The organism is Micromonospora sp. NBC_01699, assembly GCF_036250065.1.
Taxonomy (GTDB): Bacteria; Actinomycetota; Actinomycetes; order Mycobacteriales; family Micromonosporaceae; genus Micromonospora_G.
This window is the reverse complement of the sequence record NZ_CP109199.1, coordinates 6904790-6920509: the sequence shown is the minus strand read 5'-3', so window position 1 is coordinate 6920509 and position 15720 is coordinate 6904790. Positions and strand designations below refer to the sequence as shown.

Below are 15720 nucleotides of genomic sequence, written 5' to 3'. Positions count from 1 at the left end.
CATGATCTTGTTGTCGGGCTCGCAGCGGGACTACGACGCGCTGGGCGGCAGGCCCGGCAACGGACCGGCCTGGTCGCCCGAGGACGTCGCGGCGATGCACGAGTTCATGGCGGCGTGGAACAACGACCTGGTCGAGTCCGGGGAGTTCGTCGACGGCCAGGGGCTGAGCGCCCCGGTACACACCCGCCGGATCCAGTTGCGCGACGGCGTCCCCGTCGTCACCGACGGCCCGTACGCCGAAACCCAGGAGGTCCTGGCCGGCTACACCATCGTCGAGTGCGTCAGCTTCGACCGGGCCACCGAGATCGCCGCGCGCCTGACGAACACCCCGCACCCGGTGCAGGCCGGATCGGAGCGGGAGTGGTACGTCGACGTACGGCCGATCGTCGAGGGCATCGAGCAGCTGGACCTCTGATCGGACACCCGCCCGACACCGAGGTCGAGGACCTGTTGCGCCGGTTGGCGCCGCAGGTCCTCGGCGCGGTGGTGCGCCGCTACGGGCACTTCGACACCGCCGAGGACGCGACCCAGGAGGCGCTGTTCGCGGCGGCGACCCAGTGGCCGACGGACGGCCTGCCGGACAACCCGCTCGGCTGGCTGATCACGGTCGCCGCGCGCCGGCTGACCGACCTGCTTCGCAGCGAACAGGCCCGGTTGCGCCGGGAGGACACCGTCGCCCGGTGGACCCTGCCGGAGCAGTGGCTCGCGCCCGCCGCCGACCGTCCGGTGACGGACTCCGACGACAGCCTCATCCTGCTGTTCATGTGCTGCCACCCCGCGTTGCCGCCCGCCGCGCAGATCGCGCTGACCCTGCGTGCGGTCGGTGGCCTGAACACCGGTGAGGTGGCGCGCGCCTTCCTCGTACCGGAGGCCACCATGACCCGGCGGATCAGCCGGGCCAAGCAGCGGATCAGGGAGAGCGGAATCCCGTTCGGCCTGCCCCCGGAGGCGGAACGCGCCGCCCGGCTCGGTGCCGTCCTGCACGTGCTCTACCTGATCTTCAACGAGGGGTACGTCAGCACCACCGGTCCCGGCCTGCACCGGGCCGAACTGTCGGCGGAGGCGATCCGGCTGACCCGGCTGGTGCACCGGCTGCTGCCCGGTGACGGCGAGGTGGCGGGACTGCTGGCGCTGATGTTGTTGACCGACGCGCGGCGGCCGGCGCGTACCGGGCCGGACGGCGGGCTGGTGCCGATGGCGGAGCAGGACCGTGGCCGGTGGGACGCCGGGCAGATCGCCGAGGGGGTCGACCTGCTCACCGAGGCGCTGCCGCGCGGGGCGACCGGCCCGTACCAGCTCCAGGCGGCGATCGCCGCGATCCACGACGAGGCGCCGACCGCCGAGGCCACCGACTGGCCCCAGATCGTCGCCCTGTACGAGCTGCTGCTGCGGATCTCCGACAGCCCGGTGGTGGCCCTGAACCACGCCGTCGCGGTGGCCATGGCCAGCGGCGCCGATGCCGGGTTGGACCTGCTCGGCAGGCTCGGGGCGGACCAGCGGATCACCGGCGACCACCGCCTGTACGCCGTCCGCGCCCACCTGCTGGAGATGTCCGGCGACCACGCGGCGGCCCGCACCTCGTACGAGACGGCCGCCCGGCTGGCCACCGGTCTCGCGCAGCAGCGTTACCTCAATACCCGAGCCGCCCGTTTGGTCGCCGGTGTCGAAACCGGGCCCGAGGCGGATTCCTGACTCTCGCCGGGCAACTCCTGTTTGGTGAATCAGCCGAACGGCTGACACGCACCGGCAGGGTTTCTTGGAGTATTGGACGGCCGGTTCCGGGGACGAAATCAAAAATGTCACCCGGTGCTCGTACTCTACTGTCCCAAGAGGACACACAACCGAACAACGGGGAGAACGCTTCATGAGACGCCGTGGCGTAGTACGCCGCTCGGCGGTGGCAGGGCTTGCCCTGATCACCGCGACCACCATCATCGGCGCCGCCCCCGGCGGTGTGGCGGCGGCCGCACCGTCCGCGCCATCCACCCCCTCGCGGGCACACGCGCCGAACGTCCCCAGCGGGGGCGTCGTGAAGGACCGCTACATCGTCGTCCTGAAGGACGGCAAGGCCAGCGCCGGCGCGACCCGCACCAAGGCAGCGTCGCTTGCCGGCGCCTTCGGCGGCTCGGTCCGCCAGGTTTACACCAGCGCCCTGCGGGGCTTCTCCGCGCAGCTCAACGCCACGCAGGCGAAGCGGCTCGCGGCGCACGCCGACGTGGCCTCGATCCACCCGGTCCGGATCTACTCGGCGAGCGACACCCAGACCAACCCGCCGTCCTGGGGCCTGGACCGGGTCGACCAGACCGTCCCGGCGCGCAGCCGCTCGTACACCTACCCCAACACGGCGGGCAACGTCACGGCGTACGTCATCGACAGCGGGCTCCGGACCACCCACCCCGACTTCGGCGGGCGGGCCAGTTCCGGCTACGACTTCATCGACAACGACGCGGACTCGGACGACTGTAGCGGCCACGGCACGCACGTCGCGGGCACCGTCGGCGGCACCACGTTCGGCGTCGCCAAGCAGGTCAACCTCGTCGGCGTACGGGTGCTCGACTGCGAGGGCAGTGGCACGACGGAAAGCGTCGTCGGCGGTGTCGACTGGGTGACCGACAACGCGGTCGAGCCGGCCGTGGCGAACATGAGCCTCGGCACCACCGTGCCCGACCCCGTCGTCGACCTGGCGGTCCAGGCATCGATCGCCTCCGGCGTGTCCTACGCGGTCGCGGCCGGTAACGGTACCTCTCAGGTGGTCGCCCAGGACGCCTGCCTGGCGTCGCCGGCGCGGGTGGCCGCGGCCATCACCGTCGGGGCGACGGACAACGTCGACTTCCGCACCTACTTCTCGAACTACGGGTCCTGCCTGGACCTGTTCGCCCCGGGCGCCAACATCACCTCGGCGGACCTCGGCGGCGGCTCCGTGAACGCCAGCGGTACGTCGATGGCCTCGCCGCACGTGGCGGGTGCCGCGGCGCTGCTGCTGTCGGCCAACCCGACCTGGACCCCCCAGCAGGTGCGGGACGCGCTCGTCACCGGCGCGATCTCCGGTGCGGTCCAGGACCCGCAGGGTTCGTCGAACCGCCTGCTGCGGGTCGGCGCCATCGAGCCGGCACGTTCCGCCGTCGCCCTCCGGGCGCTGGTGAACAACCGGTACGTCGCACCGGGCAACGGCACCCAGCGGGTGATCGCCAACCTCGCGACGGTCACCGCGGCAGACAGGTTCGACCAGGTCGACGCCGGCAGCGGGTACGTCGCCCTGCGGTCCCGGGCCACCGGAAAGTACCTGACGGCCGACGGCGCGGGCACCCTGCCGCTGATCACCAGGGGTCTCGTGATCGACATCTGGGAGAGGTTCCAGGTCTTCAACAACGCCGACGGCTCCGTGAGCTTCAAGGCCGTCATCAACGGCAAGTTCGTGTCGGCCGACGGTGGCGGCTCCCGGCCGCTGATCGCCAACGGTCCGGCGGTCAGCGCCTGGGAGCGGTTCGAGTACGTCGCCCCGGCCCCGATCGTGGCCATCAAGGCGGTGTCCAACCAGAAGTACGTCTCGGCGGACGGTGGCGGGTCGCGGTCGCTGATCGCCAACGGTCCCGCCGTCAGTTCCTGGGAGCGGTTCGAGCTCATCGACGCCGGTGAGGGCTACTTTGCCCTGAAGGCGATCATCAACGCCAGGTACGTGACGGCCCTGGCCGCCGGTGCCCAGCCGCTGATCGCCAACCGCACCGTGGTCGGCCCGTGGGAGAAGTTCTTCCTCTGGGACTACAGCCCCGACGGCAGCATCAGCTTCGTCGCGGACATCAACTTCAAGGCGGTGACCACGCCGGCAGCCGGCGCCTCGCCGCTGATCGCCTCGCGCACGCTCGACCCCGCCCTCCCGAACGCCGGCATCGGTGCCTGGGAGAGCTTCGTCATCGAAGCAATCGTCTAGCTCTGACCCGCAACACCGGCGCCCGCCGAGTTCGCCCAGCGAACCCGGCGGGCGCCGCCCTGTTGTAGGGCTATTGATCGGACCTGAGCCAGATGATGGCGTCTCGTCCAGGCAATTGCTCCGAAATCAGCACCTTGTCAAGCGCGTCACCGAGCCGGATGAGTCCGCTGGAGGTTCGTGGAAACCGTTGAGCAAGGACCAGAACGAGCCCACAGTGCGCGACACCCTGCGACGCGAGCCGTGCGAAGTCGCTCACGTTCTCAGTGACGAGGCACCGATTGTTACGATTTGCCCAAGCCAACACGTCGTCGTCTGACCTGGATGCGAGGCCAACCTCGACATCCAGCGCTGCCATCGCATCGTGGCCGCTGTCGCGTAACCGCTTTGCCAGTGCTGGTGGATACATCTCGTCGAGCAGGATGCCGGTCAGGACTTTCGCCGCCGCAGAATGGTCTGCTGGGCCGCCCACAGTCGCTCCTCCCGCTCTGCGACATCCCTGTTGCTGGTTACCCGCTCGTCCACCTCGTCAGGGTAGGCGGCGTAGTACCGCAAAGCCGTCGTCAACTGCGCGACGCTGAGGCCGGTAACGTGGCCAATTTCGGCCAAGAGTAAGGAATCATCCAGGTCGGGATCCTCATCACGGACGGCGTTCAACGCACCAACAACTTCCCAGATGTCAGGGCCGCCGGAGAGAGCTGCTCGTCGACCTGTGGGCCCAGCGCGGAAGACGATGCCAGGATGCTCGTGGACCCTGAGTGATTCGTCGATGAACATGTTGGCGACCGACGATGACGACGAGCCGGGATGTTCCTTGACATACCGATCAAGGCGGGACAGCACCTCCTCGTCGAAACGCACAGACCGTGGAGTCGTCATGACTACATCGTAGTCGCCTGTAGTAGGCGACGCCCAGAGTAGTCGGAGCTCCTGTCGGCGTCAACTCTGCTTCTCAGACTCCTCCGGAGGAGTTAAGCTGCGAGGGTGGAAGTAATCGAGATTGACAGCAGAACTTTCAGGGAGTTGACGCTCATCGCCAAGGCGGCCGGACTCACGCACGGCCAGGCGGTCGCCTTCCTGATCGAAGAATTCCACCGGGCATCAAGCCCGGCGCAGGTCAGCCAGGGGGTACCCGACGGTATCCCAGTGCACGCCACCTACCAGGGGCAACGTGTTGAAGGGGTGTTCGACACCGCAACCGGCGGATTGACCGTGACGTCTGCGCCGCTTCCGGGAAAATGGTTCCGTTCTCCCAGCGGTGCCGCTAAGGCCGTTGTCGCCGCTCTCAAACCGGACGTGACCCCAAACCGCAGCGGATACGACTTCTGGTTCGTCAACAGCACCGGCAAGACCCTTGCCTCCATCCGCTCAGGCAGGTAGCCGCTCAACGCCGTGCGCGGCGACACCGCGGGCCGTGCGGGGCATGGGTCAAGCCGCAGCAGCTCTCGTCGCCTTCCTGTATCCCGAGTGAGTTCTCATTAACGGTGGCCGGATCAGCCCAAAATGGCGTCACAGCGAGGCCATGGACCGGTTCACGCCTTGCCGAGGGCGCGGATCGCTTCAGTGGTCGCCGAGTCGGCAGGGAAGAAGGTCTCGATGGCCAGCCCCGCGACGGTGACGTCCAACGGGGTGCCGAAGAGGGTGGTGGTGCTGATGAAGGACAGCACCTGGTCGCTGTGGCGGTATCGCAGTGGGACGACGAGGCTCGAAACAGCATCGCTGATCGGGGCCGCATGGCCATCGCCGCCAGGGTAGCCGCGAAGCTCCTCGTGCAGTCCGTACAGGGCGGGGTCGTTGGTTGTCACGGCCTGCTGGTGCAGCCGGTTGAGCAGATGGGCGCGCCACTCGGACAGGTTGAGGATGCGCCGGGCCATGCCGTCGGGATGCAGGCTGAGCCGCAGCACGTTGATCGGCGGGATCAGGAGACGGGGCTCGGCATTGGCAGTGAACAGGGTCACGGCAGGGTTGGCTTCGACGAGGTGCCAGTGCCGGTCAACGAGCGCCGCGGGATACGGGCTGTGCCCGTCGAGGATCTGCCGTACGGCGGCACGTACCGGGGCCAGTTCCGGGTCGCTCAGCTCGTGGCTGGGGTAGGCGGGCGCGTGGCCGCCGGCGAGCAGCATCGTGTTGCGCTCCGCCAGCGGTATGTCAAGCTGCTCCGCCAGCCGCAGGATCAATTCCGGGCTCGGCCGAGACCGCCCGGTCTCCACGAAGCTGAGATGCCGGGCCGAAACCCCCGCCTCGATCGACAGGTCGAGCTGACTCATCCGGCGACTTCGGCGCCAGCCGCGCAGCAGTTCCCCGACTGGTCGCCCGGGTCCGGTAACACTCCTCACGCCACCGACCCTAATCACCGCGCCGGCACATCCACCATTACCTGCGAGGTAATCGACAGCCCGCAACGGCGCCGGGAAGGATCTCCTCCACGAGGCGACCACAGCGCCGCCCCGGTCCCGAAAAAAGGAGACAGAGCCATGACCGCGTACGCGCTTGCTCACCTGCGCAGGGCACCCCTCCACGCCGAGGTGCTGGAGTACCTGGAGCGCATCCAGGCCACTCTCGACCCCTTCGGCGGCCGGTTCATCATCCACGGTGGAACCGTCGACGTGATCGAGGGCGATTGGCCGGGCGATGTGGTGATGATCGAGTTTCCCGACCTGACCAGCGCCCGCTCCTGGTACGGCTCCCGCATCTACCAGGAGCTCAAGCCCTTGCGGACAAGGCACCTCGCCGGTGAGGTGATCCTTGTCGAAGGTGTCGAGCCCGGCCACAGCTCATCGCAGATGGCTGCCGAACTCCGTCAGGCCAATGGTCTGTAGCGTCGTGACTCAGACCCCTGCCCGACGCACGCTCCTCGGCAGATCCGAAAGCCGAGCCGCGCGTCGTTGGACGGTCGAAGGCATGGATCAGCCCTGTGGGCTAGGTGGCAACGGGCAGGTTGTCTGCACCACCACTAAACGGCCAGGCGTGGCACAGTTCTTTTTGGTGCCCCCGGCAGGATTCGAACCTGCGCCACCGCCTCCGGAGGGCGGTGCTCTATCCCCTGAGCTACGGGGGCTCAGCGACCGGGAAAGAGTAGCAAACACCCGGCCCGGGAGCCGAATCGGTATCCACCGCACGCCGCCCCCAACCCCCAGTACAGCGTTACGAACGCCCGCAGGAGGGCAGCGCGTACGGGGCGATCCGGGGTGGCAGGCGGCGGGGCCACTCACCCCGTCCCCAGGATCCGTCCACCACCACGTGCACCAGTCGCCCGTCGACCCCGCTCAACCGCAGCAGGAAGTCCCGGGGCAGCGGTGGATCCACCGTGGGCGTGGTGATCATGAACTTGACCCGGCCCCGCTGCGACATCGCCGAGATGACGTCCGCCGCCGGTGCGACACCGTGCAGCCGCGTACGGCCGAGCCAGCAGAGTTCCGCACGGTGCTCCTGCGCGGAGCGGACGATGGCGGGGTACTCCTGGCGCACCCAGACGCGTACGGCGTCGACGCAGAGGCCGCAGGCGCGGTCGGTGGGCTCCCGTGGGCCGAGTCCCCATGCCTGGAGATACTCGCCGACGGTTGCCGGATCGATGGTGAGCCCGAACCGGCGCTGGATCAGGGCGGCGACGCTCTGCCTGGTCCAGAGCGGATCGTCGAGCCCGAACTGGTCCGGGTACCTGCCCCGCAGCGCGTCGATCAGCTCAAGCTCCTGATCGCGGCTGAGTGCTTCTGCCGGGCCTGACCGCTGCCCCCGGCGAGCGGCCACCGCACCGTCGCCGCCGATGGTGTGTCGCCGGCACCAGCTGGTGACGGAACGTCGCGCGTCTTTGAGAACAACCCCCACGACTGGGGCAACGAGCCCGGATCATGACTGGTCACGATATCTACGGAGAAAACTCCCCAAAGCGCACAGTCGGGCATAAGGGTACGTATCGGGGTAGAGTGGACTAGTTCGCGTCTACTTTGTCGATCAATGCCTGGATTGCGGTGATTTCCTTCTTCTGACCGGCGACCATGGTCCCGGCCAGGGACTGCACCTGCTCGTCGTCGGAGAGATCCAGGGCCGCCTCGGCCATGTGGATGCCGCCGAGGTGGTGGTTGAGCATCAGCCGGAGGAACATCACGTCGAAGTCCCGGCCGGTGGCCGCCCGCAACTGGGCCCGCTCCGCGTCGGTCGCCATGCCGGGCATCAGGCCGTCGCGGATCGTGCCACCGCCGTCCGGCATCCAGGCCATCCGCCGCTGGGTGCCGGTCGGGCCGAGCTTCCAGTCGCGCAGCCAGGTCTGCATGATGCCGATCTGGGCCTGCTGGGTCAGCGCGATGTCCGCGCCGAGCGTCCGTACGTCCGGGTCGGTGGCCTTCTCGTGCGCGAGCATGGCCATCTCGACGGCCTGGGCGTGGTGGGTCGACATGTCCCGGGCGAACCCGGCCTCGGCCGAGGTCTCGCCGGGCCGGGTCAGTCCCGGGATCAGCAACCCGACGGCGACGCCGAGGACCAGCCCGACCACGATCCCGACCGCCACCCAGGCGGTGCCGAACCGCCGGTGGCCCTCAGCCGTGGCCGAGCCGTCGTCGAAGGTGCCGGAATCGTCGTCGTCGCCCGCCGAGCCGTCCCGCTCGAAGTCGTCCCCGAGATCGTCGAGGTCCCCGAGCCGCTGGTCGTCGGCGCCCGACGCGCCGGCCGGAGCCGACGCGTCGGGGCGGGTTGCTGTACCCATCGATGTCCTTACTCGTACCGGATGGCGCTACTGCTCGGTGGTGCCTTCCTTGCCGAGGTCGCGCGGGGTGGTGCCGGTGGCGGTGATGCCGCCGGAGCAGCTCGCGCCCTGCTCGATGCCGGCGTTGTTACGCAGCGCCCGGATGAACGTGTCGATCCGGCTGTCGTCCGCGTTGTCGACCTTGAGCTGGTAGCCCCAGGCCTGCAAGGAGATCGGCTTGTCCAGGTTGTCGACCGGGCTCATCAGCATGTACTCGTTGCCGCGGACCTTCTCGGCCAGCGCCGAGACCTGGTCGGCCGGGAGGCCCGACTTGTACGTCACCCAGACCGCGCCGTGCTCCATGCTGTGCACCGCGTGCTCACTGGCGATCGGGGCGTCGTAGACGTCACCCATGCAGTTCTGCCAGTTGAAGTTGTGCTTGCCGCCGACGGGCGGGGTGATGGTGTAGCTGACCGGGCCCCAGGCGTGCTCCGAGGCGGTCAGCGACTTGTCCGGCGAATCCCGGTAGTCCTTGAGCTCGTCGATGCCCTTCGCCTGGTCCTGCCAGGGCTTGGCGCCCTGGAAGACGGCGAATCCGCCCCACCCGATGATCCCGACGGCGAGTAGGCCGACCGCGACGAAGAGGGCGATCGGGCCCCAACTGCGGCCCTGGCTCACCTTGACCGGGGCGATCGGCTTGCGCGGGCCCTTGCCGCCACCGGCCGCGCCCCGACCTCCTCCGCCGGGGCGAGCGCCACCGGCGGTGCCGGTCGCTGGCTTGCCACCCGCCGCCGGCTTACCACCGGCCGCCGGCTTCTTACCGGTGCTGACCACGGACGGACGGCTTTGATCGCCACCCTGGGTGCTGATGCTCATGGTGCCTCGTCAGGTCGGTCGGTCAGGGGGTGGCGGGTCACAAAGGCGCAGGGTGTCCGCCGAGTGACCGAGTCTACCCCCGGTAACATGTTTCGGTGACTCCCGCCAATCTCGCCGAGGTCGTCCGTACCGCCGCCCAGGCGGTCTTCATTTCCCGTGGGCTCGATCCGTCCCTGCTGCCGGAGTCGGTGACCCTGGAGCGACCGCGCAACCCCGAGCACGGCGACTACGCCTCGACGCTCGCCATGCAGCTCGCCAAGCGGGTCGGGCTGCCGCCGCGCGAGCTGGCTGCCAGCCTGGCCGAGGAGCTGAGCCGGGCAGTCGGCATCAAATCGGTCGAGATCGCCGGACCCGGCTTCCTCAACATCCGTCTCGACGCCGCCGCCGCCGGGCAGCTCGCCCGCGTCGTGGTCCAGGCGGGCCGGGAGTACGGCCGCGGCGACGCCCTGGCCGGCGAGCGGATCAACCTGGAGTTCGTCTCGGCCAACCCGACCGGCCCGGTGCACATCGGCGGGGTCCGCTGGGCGGCCGTCGGCGACGCGCTCAGCCGCCTGCTCCGGGCCACCGGTGCCGACGTCACCACCGAGTACTACTTCAACGACGCCGGCTCGCAGATCGACCGGTTCGCCCGCTCGCTGTTGGCGGCAGCCAAGGGTGAGCCGGCCCCCGAGGACGGCTACGGCGGGCAGTACATCGGCGAGATCGCCGACGCGGTCCGGGCGCTGCGTCCGGACGTACTGGACCGGCCGGACGAGGCTGCCCAGGAGGTGTTCCGGGTCGAGGGGGTCGCGTTGATGTTCGACGAGATCCGCTCCTCGCTGGACCAGTTCGGGGTCCGGTTCGACGTCTACTTCAACGAGAAGGACCTGCACGACCGGGGCGAGCTGGACCTGGCCCTGGTCCGGCTGACCGACCAGGGCCGCACCTACGAGCTGGACGGTGCCACCTGGCTGCGGACCACCGACTTCGGTGACGACAAGGACCGGGTGCTGCGCAAATCCAACGGCGAGTGGACCTACTTCGCCGCCGACTGCGCCTACTACCTGGACAAGCGGGAGCGCGGCTTCGGCCGGGTCGTGATCATGTTGGGGGCCGACCACCACGGCTACGTCGGCCGGATGAAGGCGATGGCCGCCTGCTTCGGCGACGACCCGGAGCAGACCCTGGAGATCCTGATCGGCCAGCTGGTCAACCTGGTCCGGGACGGTCAGCCGGTCCGGATGTCCAAGCGGGCCGGCACCGTGGTCACCCTGGAGGACCTGGTCGAGGCGATCGGCGTGGACGCCGCCCGGTACGCGCTGGCCCGCTACTCCAGCGACTCCCAGATCGACATCGACGTCGAGCTCTGGACCCGGGCCAAGAGCGACAACCCGGTCTTCTACGTTCAGTACGTCGCCGCGCGTACGGCCGGGATCAGCCGGCAGGCTGCCGAGGTCGGGCTGACCCGGGGCGAGCCGGACGCGTTCCGCCCCGAGCTGCTTGACCACGAGAAGGAGAACGAGCTGCTCAAGGCGCTGGCCGAGTACCCGGCCGTACTCGCCTCCGCGGCCGAGCTGCGTGAACCGCACCGGGTGGCCCGCTATCTGGAGGAGCAGGTGGCGCAGTCGTTCCACCGGTTCTACGACAACTGTCGGGTGCTGCCGCTGGGCGACGAGGAGATCACCGACCTGCACCGGGCCCGGCTGTGGCTGGTCGACGCGACCCGTACGGTCATCGCCAACGGACTGGAACTACTGGGGGTCTCGGCCCCGGAGAAGATGTAACCGATGCGTGCTCATGAGGCGGGGGCGCTGCACGGCGACCTCGGCAGTCGGGGACCGGCGTGGCTGCGTACGCCGGAGGACGTCAACGCCCTCGTGCCGCAACTGTGGCCGCGGACCGTCACCCGCGACGCGGACGGCGAACTGACCGTCGGCAACCTGCGGATCGGGGAGCTGACCAGGAGGTTCGGCACCCCGATCTACGTGCTCGACGAGGAGGACCTGCGGTCGCGCTGCCGGGACTTCCGGGCCGCCTTCCCCGACGACGACATCTTCTACGCGGGCAAGGCGTTCCTCTGCAAGGCCGTGGTCCGGATCATCGCCGAGGAGGGACTGTTCCTCGACGTCTGCTCCGGCGGTGAGCTGGCGGTGGCGCTCGCCGCCGAGATGCCGGCCGAGCGGATCGGCTTCCACGGCAACAACAAGTCGGTGAGCGAGCTGTCCCGCGCCCTGGACGCCGGGGTCGGCCGGATCATCGTCGACTCCTTCGACGAGATCGACCGGCTGACCGAGCTGGCCCGGCGGCGCGGGGTCCGCCCCCGGGTGCTGCTCCGGGTCACCGTCGGGGTCGAGGCACACACGCACGAGTTCATCGCCACCTCGCACGAGGACCAGAAGTTCGGCTTCTCGCTGGCCGGCGGGGCGGCGGCCGAGGCCGCGTTCCGGATCCTCGACGACGACGTGCTGGAGCTGCGCGGGCTGCACTCGCACATCGGCTCGCAGATCTTCGACACCAGCGGCTTCGAGGTGTCGGCCCGGCGGGTGCTGAGCCTCCAGGCGCAGATCCGCGACGCGCGCGGGGTCGAGCTACCCGAGCTGGACCTCGGCGGCGGCTTCGGCATCGCGTACACGACCCAGGACGACCCGTCGACGCCGCACGACCTGGCCAAGCGGATCAACAAGATCGTCGACGGGGAGTGTGAGGGGCTGCGGCTGGCCAAGCCGCACCTGAGCTTCGAGCCCGGCCGCGCGATCATCGGCCCGGCCATGTTCACCGCGTACGAGGTCGGCACGGTCAAGGACGTCGATGGGCTGCGGACGTACGTGAGCGTGGATGGCGGGATGAGTGACAACATCCGTACCGCTTTGTACGGCGCCTCGTACTCGGCGACGCTGGCCGGCCGGCGCTCGGCCGCCGAGCCGATCCTGGCCCGTGTGGTGGGAAAGCATTGCGAGTCCGGGGATGTGGTGGTGAAGGATGAATTCTTGCCCGCCGACGTACGGCCCGGAGATCTTCTCGCCGTGCCCGGCACGGGTGCCTACTGCCGGAGCATGGCCAGCAACTACAACCATGTCCCGAGGCCCCCGGTGGTGGCGGTCCGTGGCGACGAGGCACGCGTGATCGTCCGGCGGGAGACCGAAGACGATCTGCTGGCATTGGATGTGGGATGACGAAGCCTGTCCGCTTGGCGCTGCTCGGTTGTGGCACGGTCGGCAGCGAGGTGGTCCGGCTGCTGCACGAGCAGGCCGTCGACCTCGCCGCCCGGATCGGCGCGCCGCTGGAGATCGCCGGCATCGCCGTACGCCGAAAGGGCCGCAACCGGGGTGACCTCCCGGTCGATCCGGCGGTCTTCACCACCGACGCGCTCGGCCTGGTCAAACGGGACGACGTCGACGTGGTGGTGGAGATGGTCGGCGGCATCGAGCCGGCCCGTACCTGGCTGGTCGAGGCGCTGCGGGCGGGCAAGAGCGTGGTGACCGCGAACAAGGCGCTGCTCGCCGAGGACGGCGGGTCGCTGCACGACGCCGCCGCGGAGAGCGGTGCCGACCTCTACTACGAGGCGTCGGTCGCCGGGGCGATCCCGCTGCTGCGCCCGCTGCGCGAGTCGTTGCAGGGCGACACGATCACCCGGGTCACCGGCATCGTCAACGGCACCACCAACTTCATCCTCTCGGCCATGGACGCCACCGGTGCCGGCTTCGCCGAGGCCCTCGACGAGGCCACCGAACTGGGGTACGCCGAGGCCGACCCGACCGCCGACGTGGAGGGCTTCGATGCGGCGGCGAAGGCCGCGATCCTCGCCTCGCTGGCCTTCCACACCCGGGTCAGCGCGGCCGACGTCTACCGCGAGGGCATCACCGAGGTCACCGCCGCCGACGTGGCCAGCGCCAACGCCATGGGCTGCACGATCAAGCTGCTCTGCATCGCCTCGCGTGGCCCGGACTCCACCGGCGCGGAGTCGATCGGTGTCCGGGTGTACCCGGCGATGATCCCGCGCAGCCACCCGCTGGCCAGCGTCGGGGACGCGTTCAACGCGGTCTTCGTGGAGGCGGTCTCGGCCGGGCAGTTGATGTTCTACGGCCGGGGTGCCGGCGGTGCGCCGACCGCGAGCGCGGTGCTCGGCGACGTGGTGGCGGTCTCCCGCAACCGGCTGGCCGGCGTCAGTACGCCCAGCGAGTCGGCGTATGCGGCGCTGCCGATCCGGCCGATGGGTGAGGCGGTCACCCGCTACCACATCAGCCTCGACGTGGCCGACCGCGCCGGTGTGCTGGCCACCGTGGCCGGGGTCTTCGCCCGGCACGAGGTGTCGATCGCGACCGTCCGGCAGGCGTCCGCGAGCACCAGCGGTACGGCGACCGCCGGGCGGGGCGGTGACGCGATCCTGGTGATCGTCACCCACGCCGCGCCGGATGCCGCGCTCGCCGCCACCGTCGAGGAGTTGCGCGGTCTCGACATCGTCCGTTCGATCGCCAGCGTCCTGCGGGTCGAGGGCGGGGTCTGAGTCGATCGGCCGGCGCGCCCGGTCGGGGGCCGGGGGCGGGGCGGCGGTGTCCCGCCAGATGGGTAACGATGGGTGCGCGGGCACGGCCGCCGGCACCCTGGGTCACGCTTGACCCACCTTCACCCGGCGTCCGCCCCCAGGCGGCAACGCATCGACGAGGAGATCGACATGTGGCGGGGTTTGATCGAGACCTACCGGGACCGGCTGCCGGTCACCGACGCCACACCCGTCGTCACGCTGCACGAGGGGAACACCCCGTTGCTGCCCGCGCCGGTGCTCTCCGCCCGTACCGGCTGTGACGTCTACCTGAAGGTGGAGGGGGCCAACCCGACCGGTTCGTTCAAGGACCGGGGGATGACCGTGGCGGTCTCCCGCGCGGTCGAGACCGGCAACAAGGCGATCATCTGCGCCTCGACCGGCAACACCAGCGCCTCGGCCGCCGCGTACGCCGCACGGGCCGGGCTGAGCTGCGCGGTGCTGGTGCCGCAGGGCAAGATCGCGCTGGGCAAGCTGGCCCAGGCGCTGGTCCACGGGGCGAAGCTGTTGCAGGTCGACGGAAACTTCGACGACTGCCTGGCGCTCGCCTCCAAGCTCGCCCAGGACTACCCGGTGGCCCTGGTCAACTCGGTCAATCCGGACCGGGTGCACGGCCAGAAGACCGCCGCCTTCGAGATCGTCGAGGCGCTCGGCGACGCACCGGACATCCACTGCCTGCCGGTCGGCAACGCCGGCAACATCACCGCGTACTGGTTGGGCTACCGGGAGGACGTGGCGGCCGGCAACGCCACCCGACACCCCAGGATGTACGGCTTCCAGGCGGCCGGCGCCGCCCCGATCGTCAACGGCGAGGCGGTACGCGAGCCGTCGACCATCGCCACCGCCATTCGGATCGGCAACCCGGCGAGCTGGACCGGGGCGCTGGACGCGCGGGACGCCTCGGGCGGGCTGATCGCCGCGGTGACCGATCGGGAGATCCTGGCCGCGTACCGGTTGCTTGCCCGTGAGGTGGGCGCGTTCGTGGAACTCGGCAGCGCGGCCAGTGTCGCGGGCCTGCTCCAGCAGGCCGAGGCGGGTACGGTTCCGGCCGGCTCGACGATCGTCTGCACGGTCACCGGGCACGGGCTGAAGGATCCGGAGTGGGCCATCTCCACCGCACCGTCGCCGACCACCATCGGCAATGACCCGATCGCCGCCGCCCGCGCGCTCGACCTGGTCTGACCAGCGGTTTTCCGCCCTGTATCGACCTCGGCGCCGGCTCACCCACGGCCGGCGCTACCGGTCGGTGGACCGGTCTTCTCGGGCCGGGTCCGGCCGGTCACCGGGTACGGCCACGGACCCGGCTTCGCGGTGCTCGGCGATGGCCGCGTCGAGCAGCAGGGCGGTGGCCCGTTCGACGGTCGCCAGCTCGTCGACTGAGAGCCGGCTGAGGAGGCTTTGCATCCGGGCGTTGCCGGCGGTCAGGATGCCCTCCATGAGCTTGCGGCCGGACGGGCTCAGCTCGACCCGGCGGACCCGCCGATCGCGTGGGTCCTCACCCCGTACGACGAGATCCTGGGTGACCAGACGGTCGACGATGCCGGTCATGGTCGCCAGGCTGACCCCGACGCTGCCGGACAGTTCCCGGCCGGAAGCGCTGCCGCTGTGTGCGAGCAGGAGCAGGATTTTCAGCTGCGGCAGGGTCAGGTGCAGCGAGAGGAGCGGATTGGAGCGGTCGGAGGCGAACACGTGTTGCATCCGACGTTGACCATCCATGATGGC

General features: G+C 69.8%; 16 protein-coding genes and 1 tRNA gene. 9 read left to right on the top strand and 8 right to left on the bottom strand.

Translation table 11 applies throughout. The annotated features are described in order from the left end of the window. Window position 1: 1 nt before the first annotated feature. From OG792_RS28350 to OG792_RS28340, 3 genes are all read left to right on the top strand, one after another. Entirely contained in the window at window positions 2-415 is a 414-nt protein-coding gene (locus OG792_RS28350) for a YciI family protein (protein WP_329111482.1), read from the top strand. A 44-nt stretch (window positions 416-459) separates the two neighbouring features. Continuing rightward, window positions 460-1692 carry an RNA polymerase sigma factor gene (locus OG792_RS28345; RefSeq protein ID WP_329103984.1) on the top strand — a complete coding sequence of 411 codons (1233 nt, stop codon included), beginning with the start codon at window positions 460-462 and terminating at the stop codon, window positions 1690-1692. A gap of 172 nt (window positions 1693-1864) precedes the next feature. After that, a complete protein-coding gene (locus OG792_RS28340) occupies window positions 1865-3928 on the top strand; it encodes a S8 family serine peptidase (RefSeq protein WP_329103982.1) in 2064 nt (687 codons plus the stop codon). Window positions 3929-3998: 70 nt separating this feature from the next. Here the strand turns inward: OG792_RS28340 and OG792_RS28335 are convergent, their stop codons facing one another. Then, window positions 3999-4397, bottom strand: a complete 399-nt coding sequence (locus tag OG792_RS28335; RefSeq protein WP_329103980.1) for a DUF5615 family PIN-like protein — start codon at window positions 4395-4397, stop codon at window positions 3999-4001. Then, a complete protein-coding gene (locus OG792_RS28330; protein WP_329103978.1) occupies window positions 4355-4804 on the bottom strand; it encodes a hypothetical protein in 450 nt (149 codons plus the stop codon). Before OG792_RS28330 ends, OG792_RS28335 begins: the two co-directional genes overlap by 43 nt. Window positions 4805-4909: 105 nt before the next feature. Here OG792_RS28330 and OG792_RS28325 point away from each other — a divergent pair, with 105 nt between their 5' ends. Next, window positions 4910-5305, top strand: coding sequence for a hypothetical protein (locus tag OG792_RS28325; protein WP_329103976.1), 396 nt, complete (start codon window positions 4910-4912; stop codon window positions 5303-5305). A 152-nt stretch (window positions 5306-5457) separates the two neighbouring features. Here the strand turns inward: OG792_RS28325 and OG792_RS28320 are convergent, their stop codons facing one another. Then, window positions 5458-6261, bottom strand: a complete 804-nt coding sequence (locus OG792_RS28320) for a helix-turn-helix domain-containing protein (RefSeq protein ID WP_329103974.1) — start codon at window positions 6259-6261, stop codon at window positions 5458-5460. Between the two features lie 138 nt (window positions 6262-6399). Here OG792_RS28320 and OG792_RS28315 point away from each other — a divergent pair, with 138 nt between their 5' ends. Continuing rightward, a complete protein-coding gene (locus tag OG792_RS28315; protein WP_329103972.1) occupies window positions 6400-6744 on the top strand; it encodes a DUF1330 domain-containing protein in 345 nt (114 codons plus the stop codon). Window positions 6745-6908: 164 nt separating this feature from the next. Here OG792_RS28315 and OG792_RS28310 read toward each other — a convergent pair. The 4 genes from OG792_RS28310 to OG792_RS28295 form a co-directional block, all read right to left on the bottom strand. After that, a tRNA-Arg gene (locus tag OG792_RS28310) sits at window positions 6909-6983 on the bottom strand. 86 nt (window positions 6984-7069) lie between these two features. After that, the gene (locus OG792_RS28305) at window positions 7070-7750 is read right to left on the bottom strand and encodes a winged helix-turn-helix domain-containing protein (RefSeq protein WP_329103970.1); all 681 of its coding nucleotides are present in this window, start codon (window positions 7748-7750) and stop codon (window positions 7070-7072) included. A 103-nt stretch (window positions 7751-7853) separates the two neighbouring features. Beyond that, window positions 7854-8624, bottom strand: a complete 771-nt coding sequence (locus tag OG792_RS28300; RefSeq protein ID WP_329103968.1) for a DUF305 domain-containing protein — start codon at window positions 8622-8624, stop codon at window positions 7854-7856. Between the two features lie 27 nt (window positions 8625-8651). Further along, the gene (locus OG792_RS28295) at window positions 8652-9479 is read right to left on the bottom strand and encodes a DUF3105 domain-containing protein (protein ID WP_329103967.1); all 828 of its coding nucleotides are present in this window, start codon (window positions 9477-9479) and stop codon (window positions 8652-8654) included. Window positions 9480-9574: 95 nt separating this feature from the next. On the opposite strand from OG792_RS28295, the gene argS reads away from it, so the two are divergent. The 4 genes from argS (at window position 9575) to thrC (ending at window position 15180) form a co-directional block, all read left to right on the top strand. Next, window positions 9575-11242, top strand: coding sequence for an arginine--tRNA ligase (gene argS / locus OG792_RS28290; protein ID WP_329103966.1), 1668 nt, complete (start codon window positions 9575-9577; stop codon window positions 11240-11242). Window positions 11243-11245: 3 nt separating this feature from the next. Continuing rightward, window positions 11246-12631, top strand: coding sequence for a diaminopimelate decarboxylase (lysA, locus tag OG792_RS28285; protein ID WP_329103964.1), 1386 nt, complete (start codon window positions 11246-11248; stop codon window positions 12629-12631). Continuing rightward, window positions 12628-13962: a homoserine dehydrogenase gene (locus OG792_RS28280; protein ID WP_329103962.1), complete on the top strand. Its 1335-nt coding sequence runs from the start codon at window positions 12628-12630 to the stop codon at window positions 13960-13962. The genes lysA and OG792_RS28280 overlap by 4 nt, the downstream gene beginning before the upstream one ends. Before the next feature lie 168 nt (window positions 13963-14130). Then, window positions 14131-15180: a threonine synthase gene (gene thrC / locus OG792_RS28275; protein WP_329103960.1), complete on the top strand. Its 1050-nt coding sequence runs from the start codon at window positions 14131-14133 to the stop codon at window positions 15178-15180. 54 nt (window positions 15181-15234) lie between these two features. Here thrC and OG792_RS28270 read toward each other — a convergent pair whose 3' ends face one another. Continuing rightward, entirely contained in the window at window positions 15235-15696 is a 462-nt protein-coding gene (locus OG792_RS28270; RefSeq protein ID WP_329111480.1) for a MarR family transcriptional regulator, read from the bottom strand. Window positions 15697-15720 lie beyond the last annotated feature (24 nt).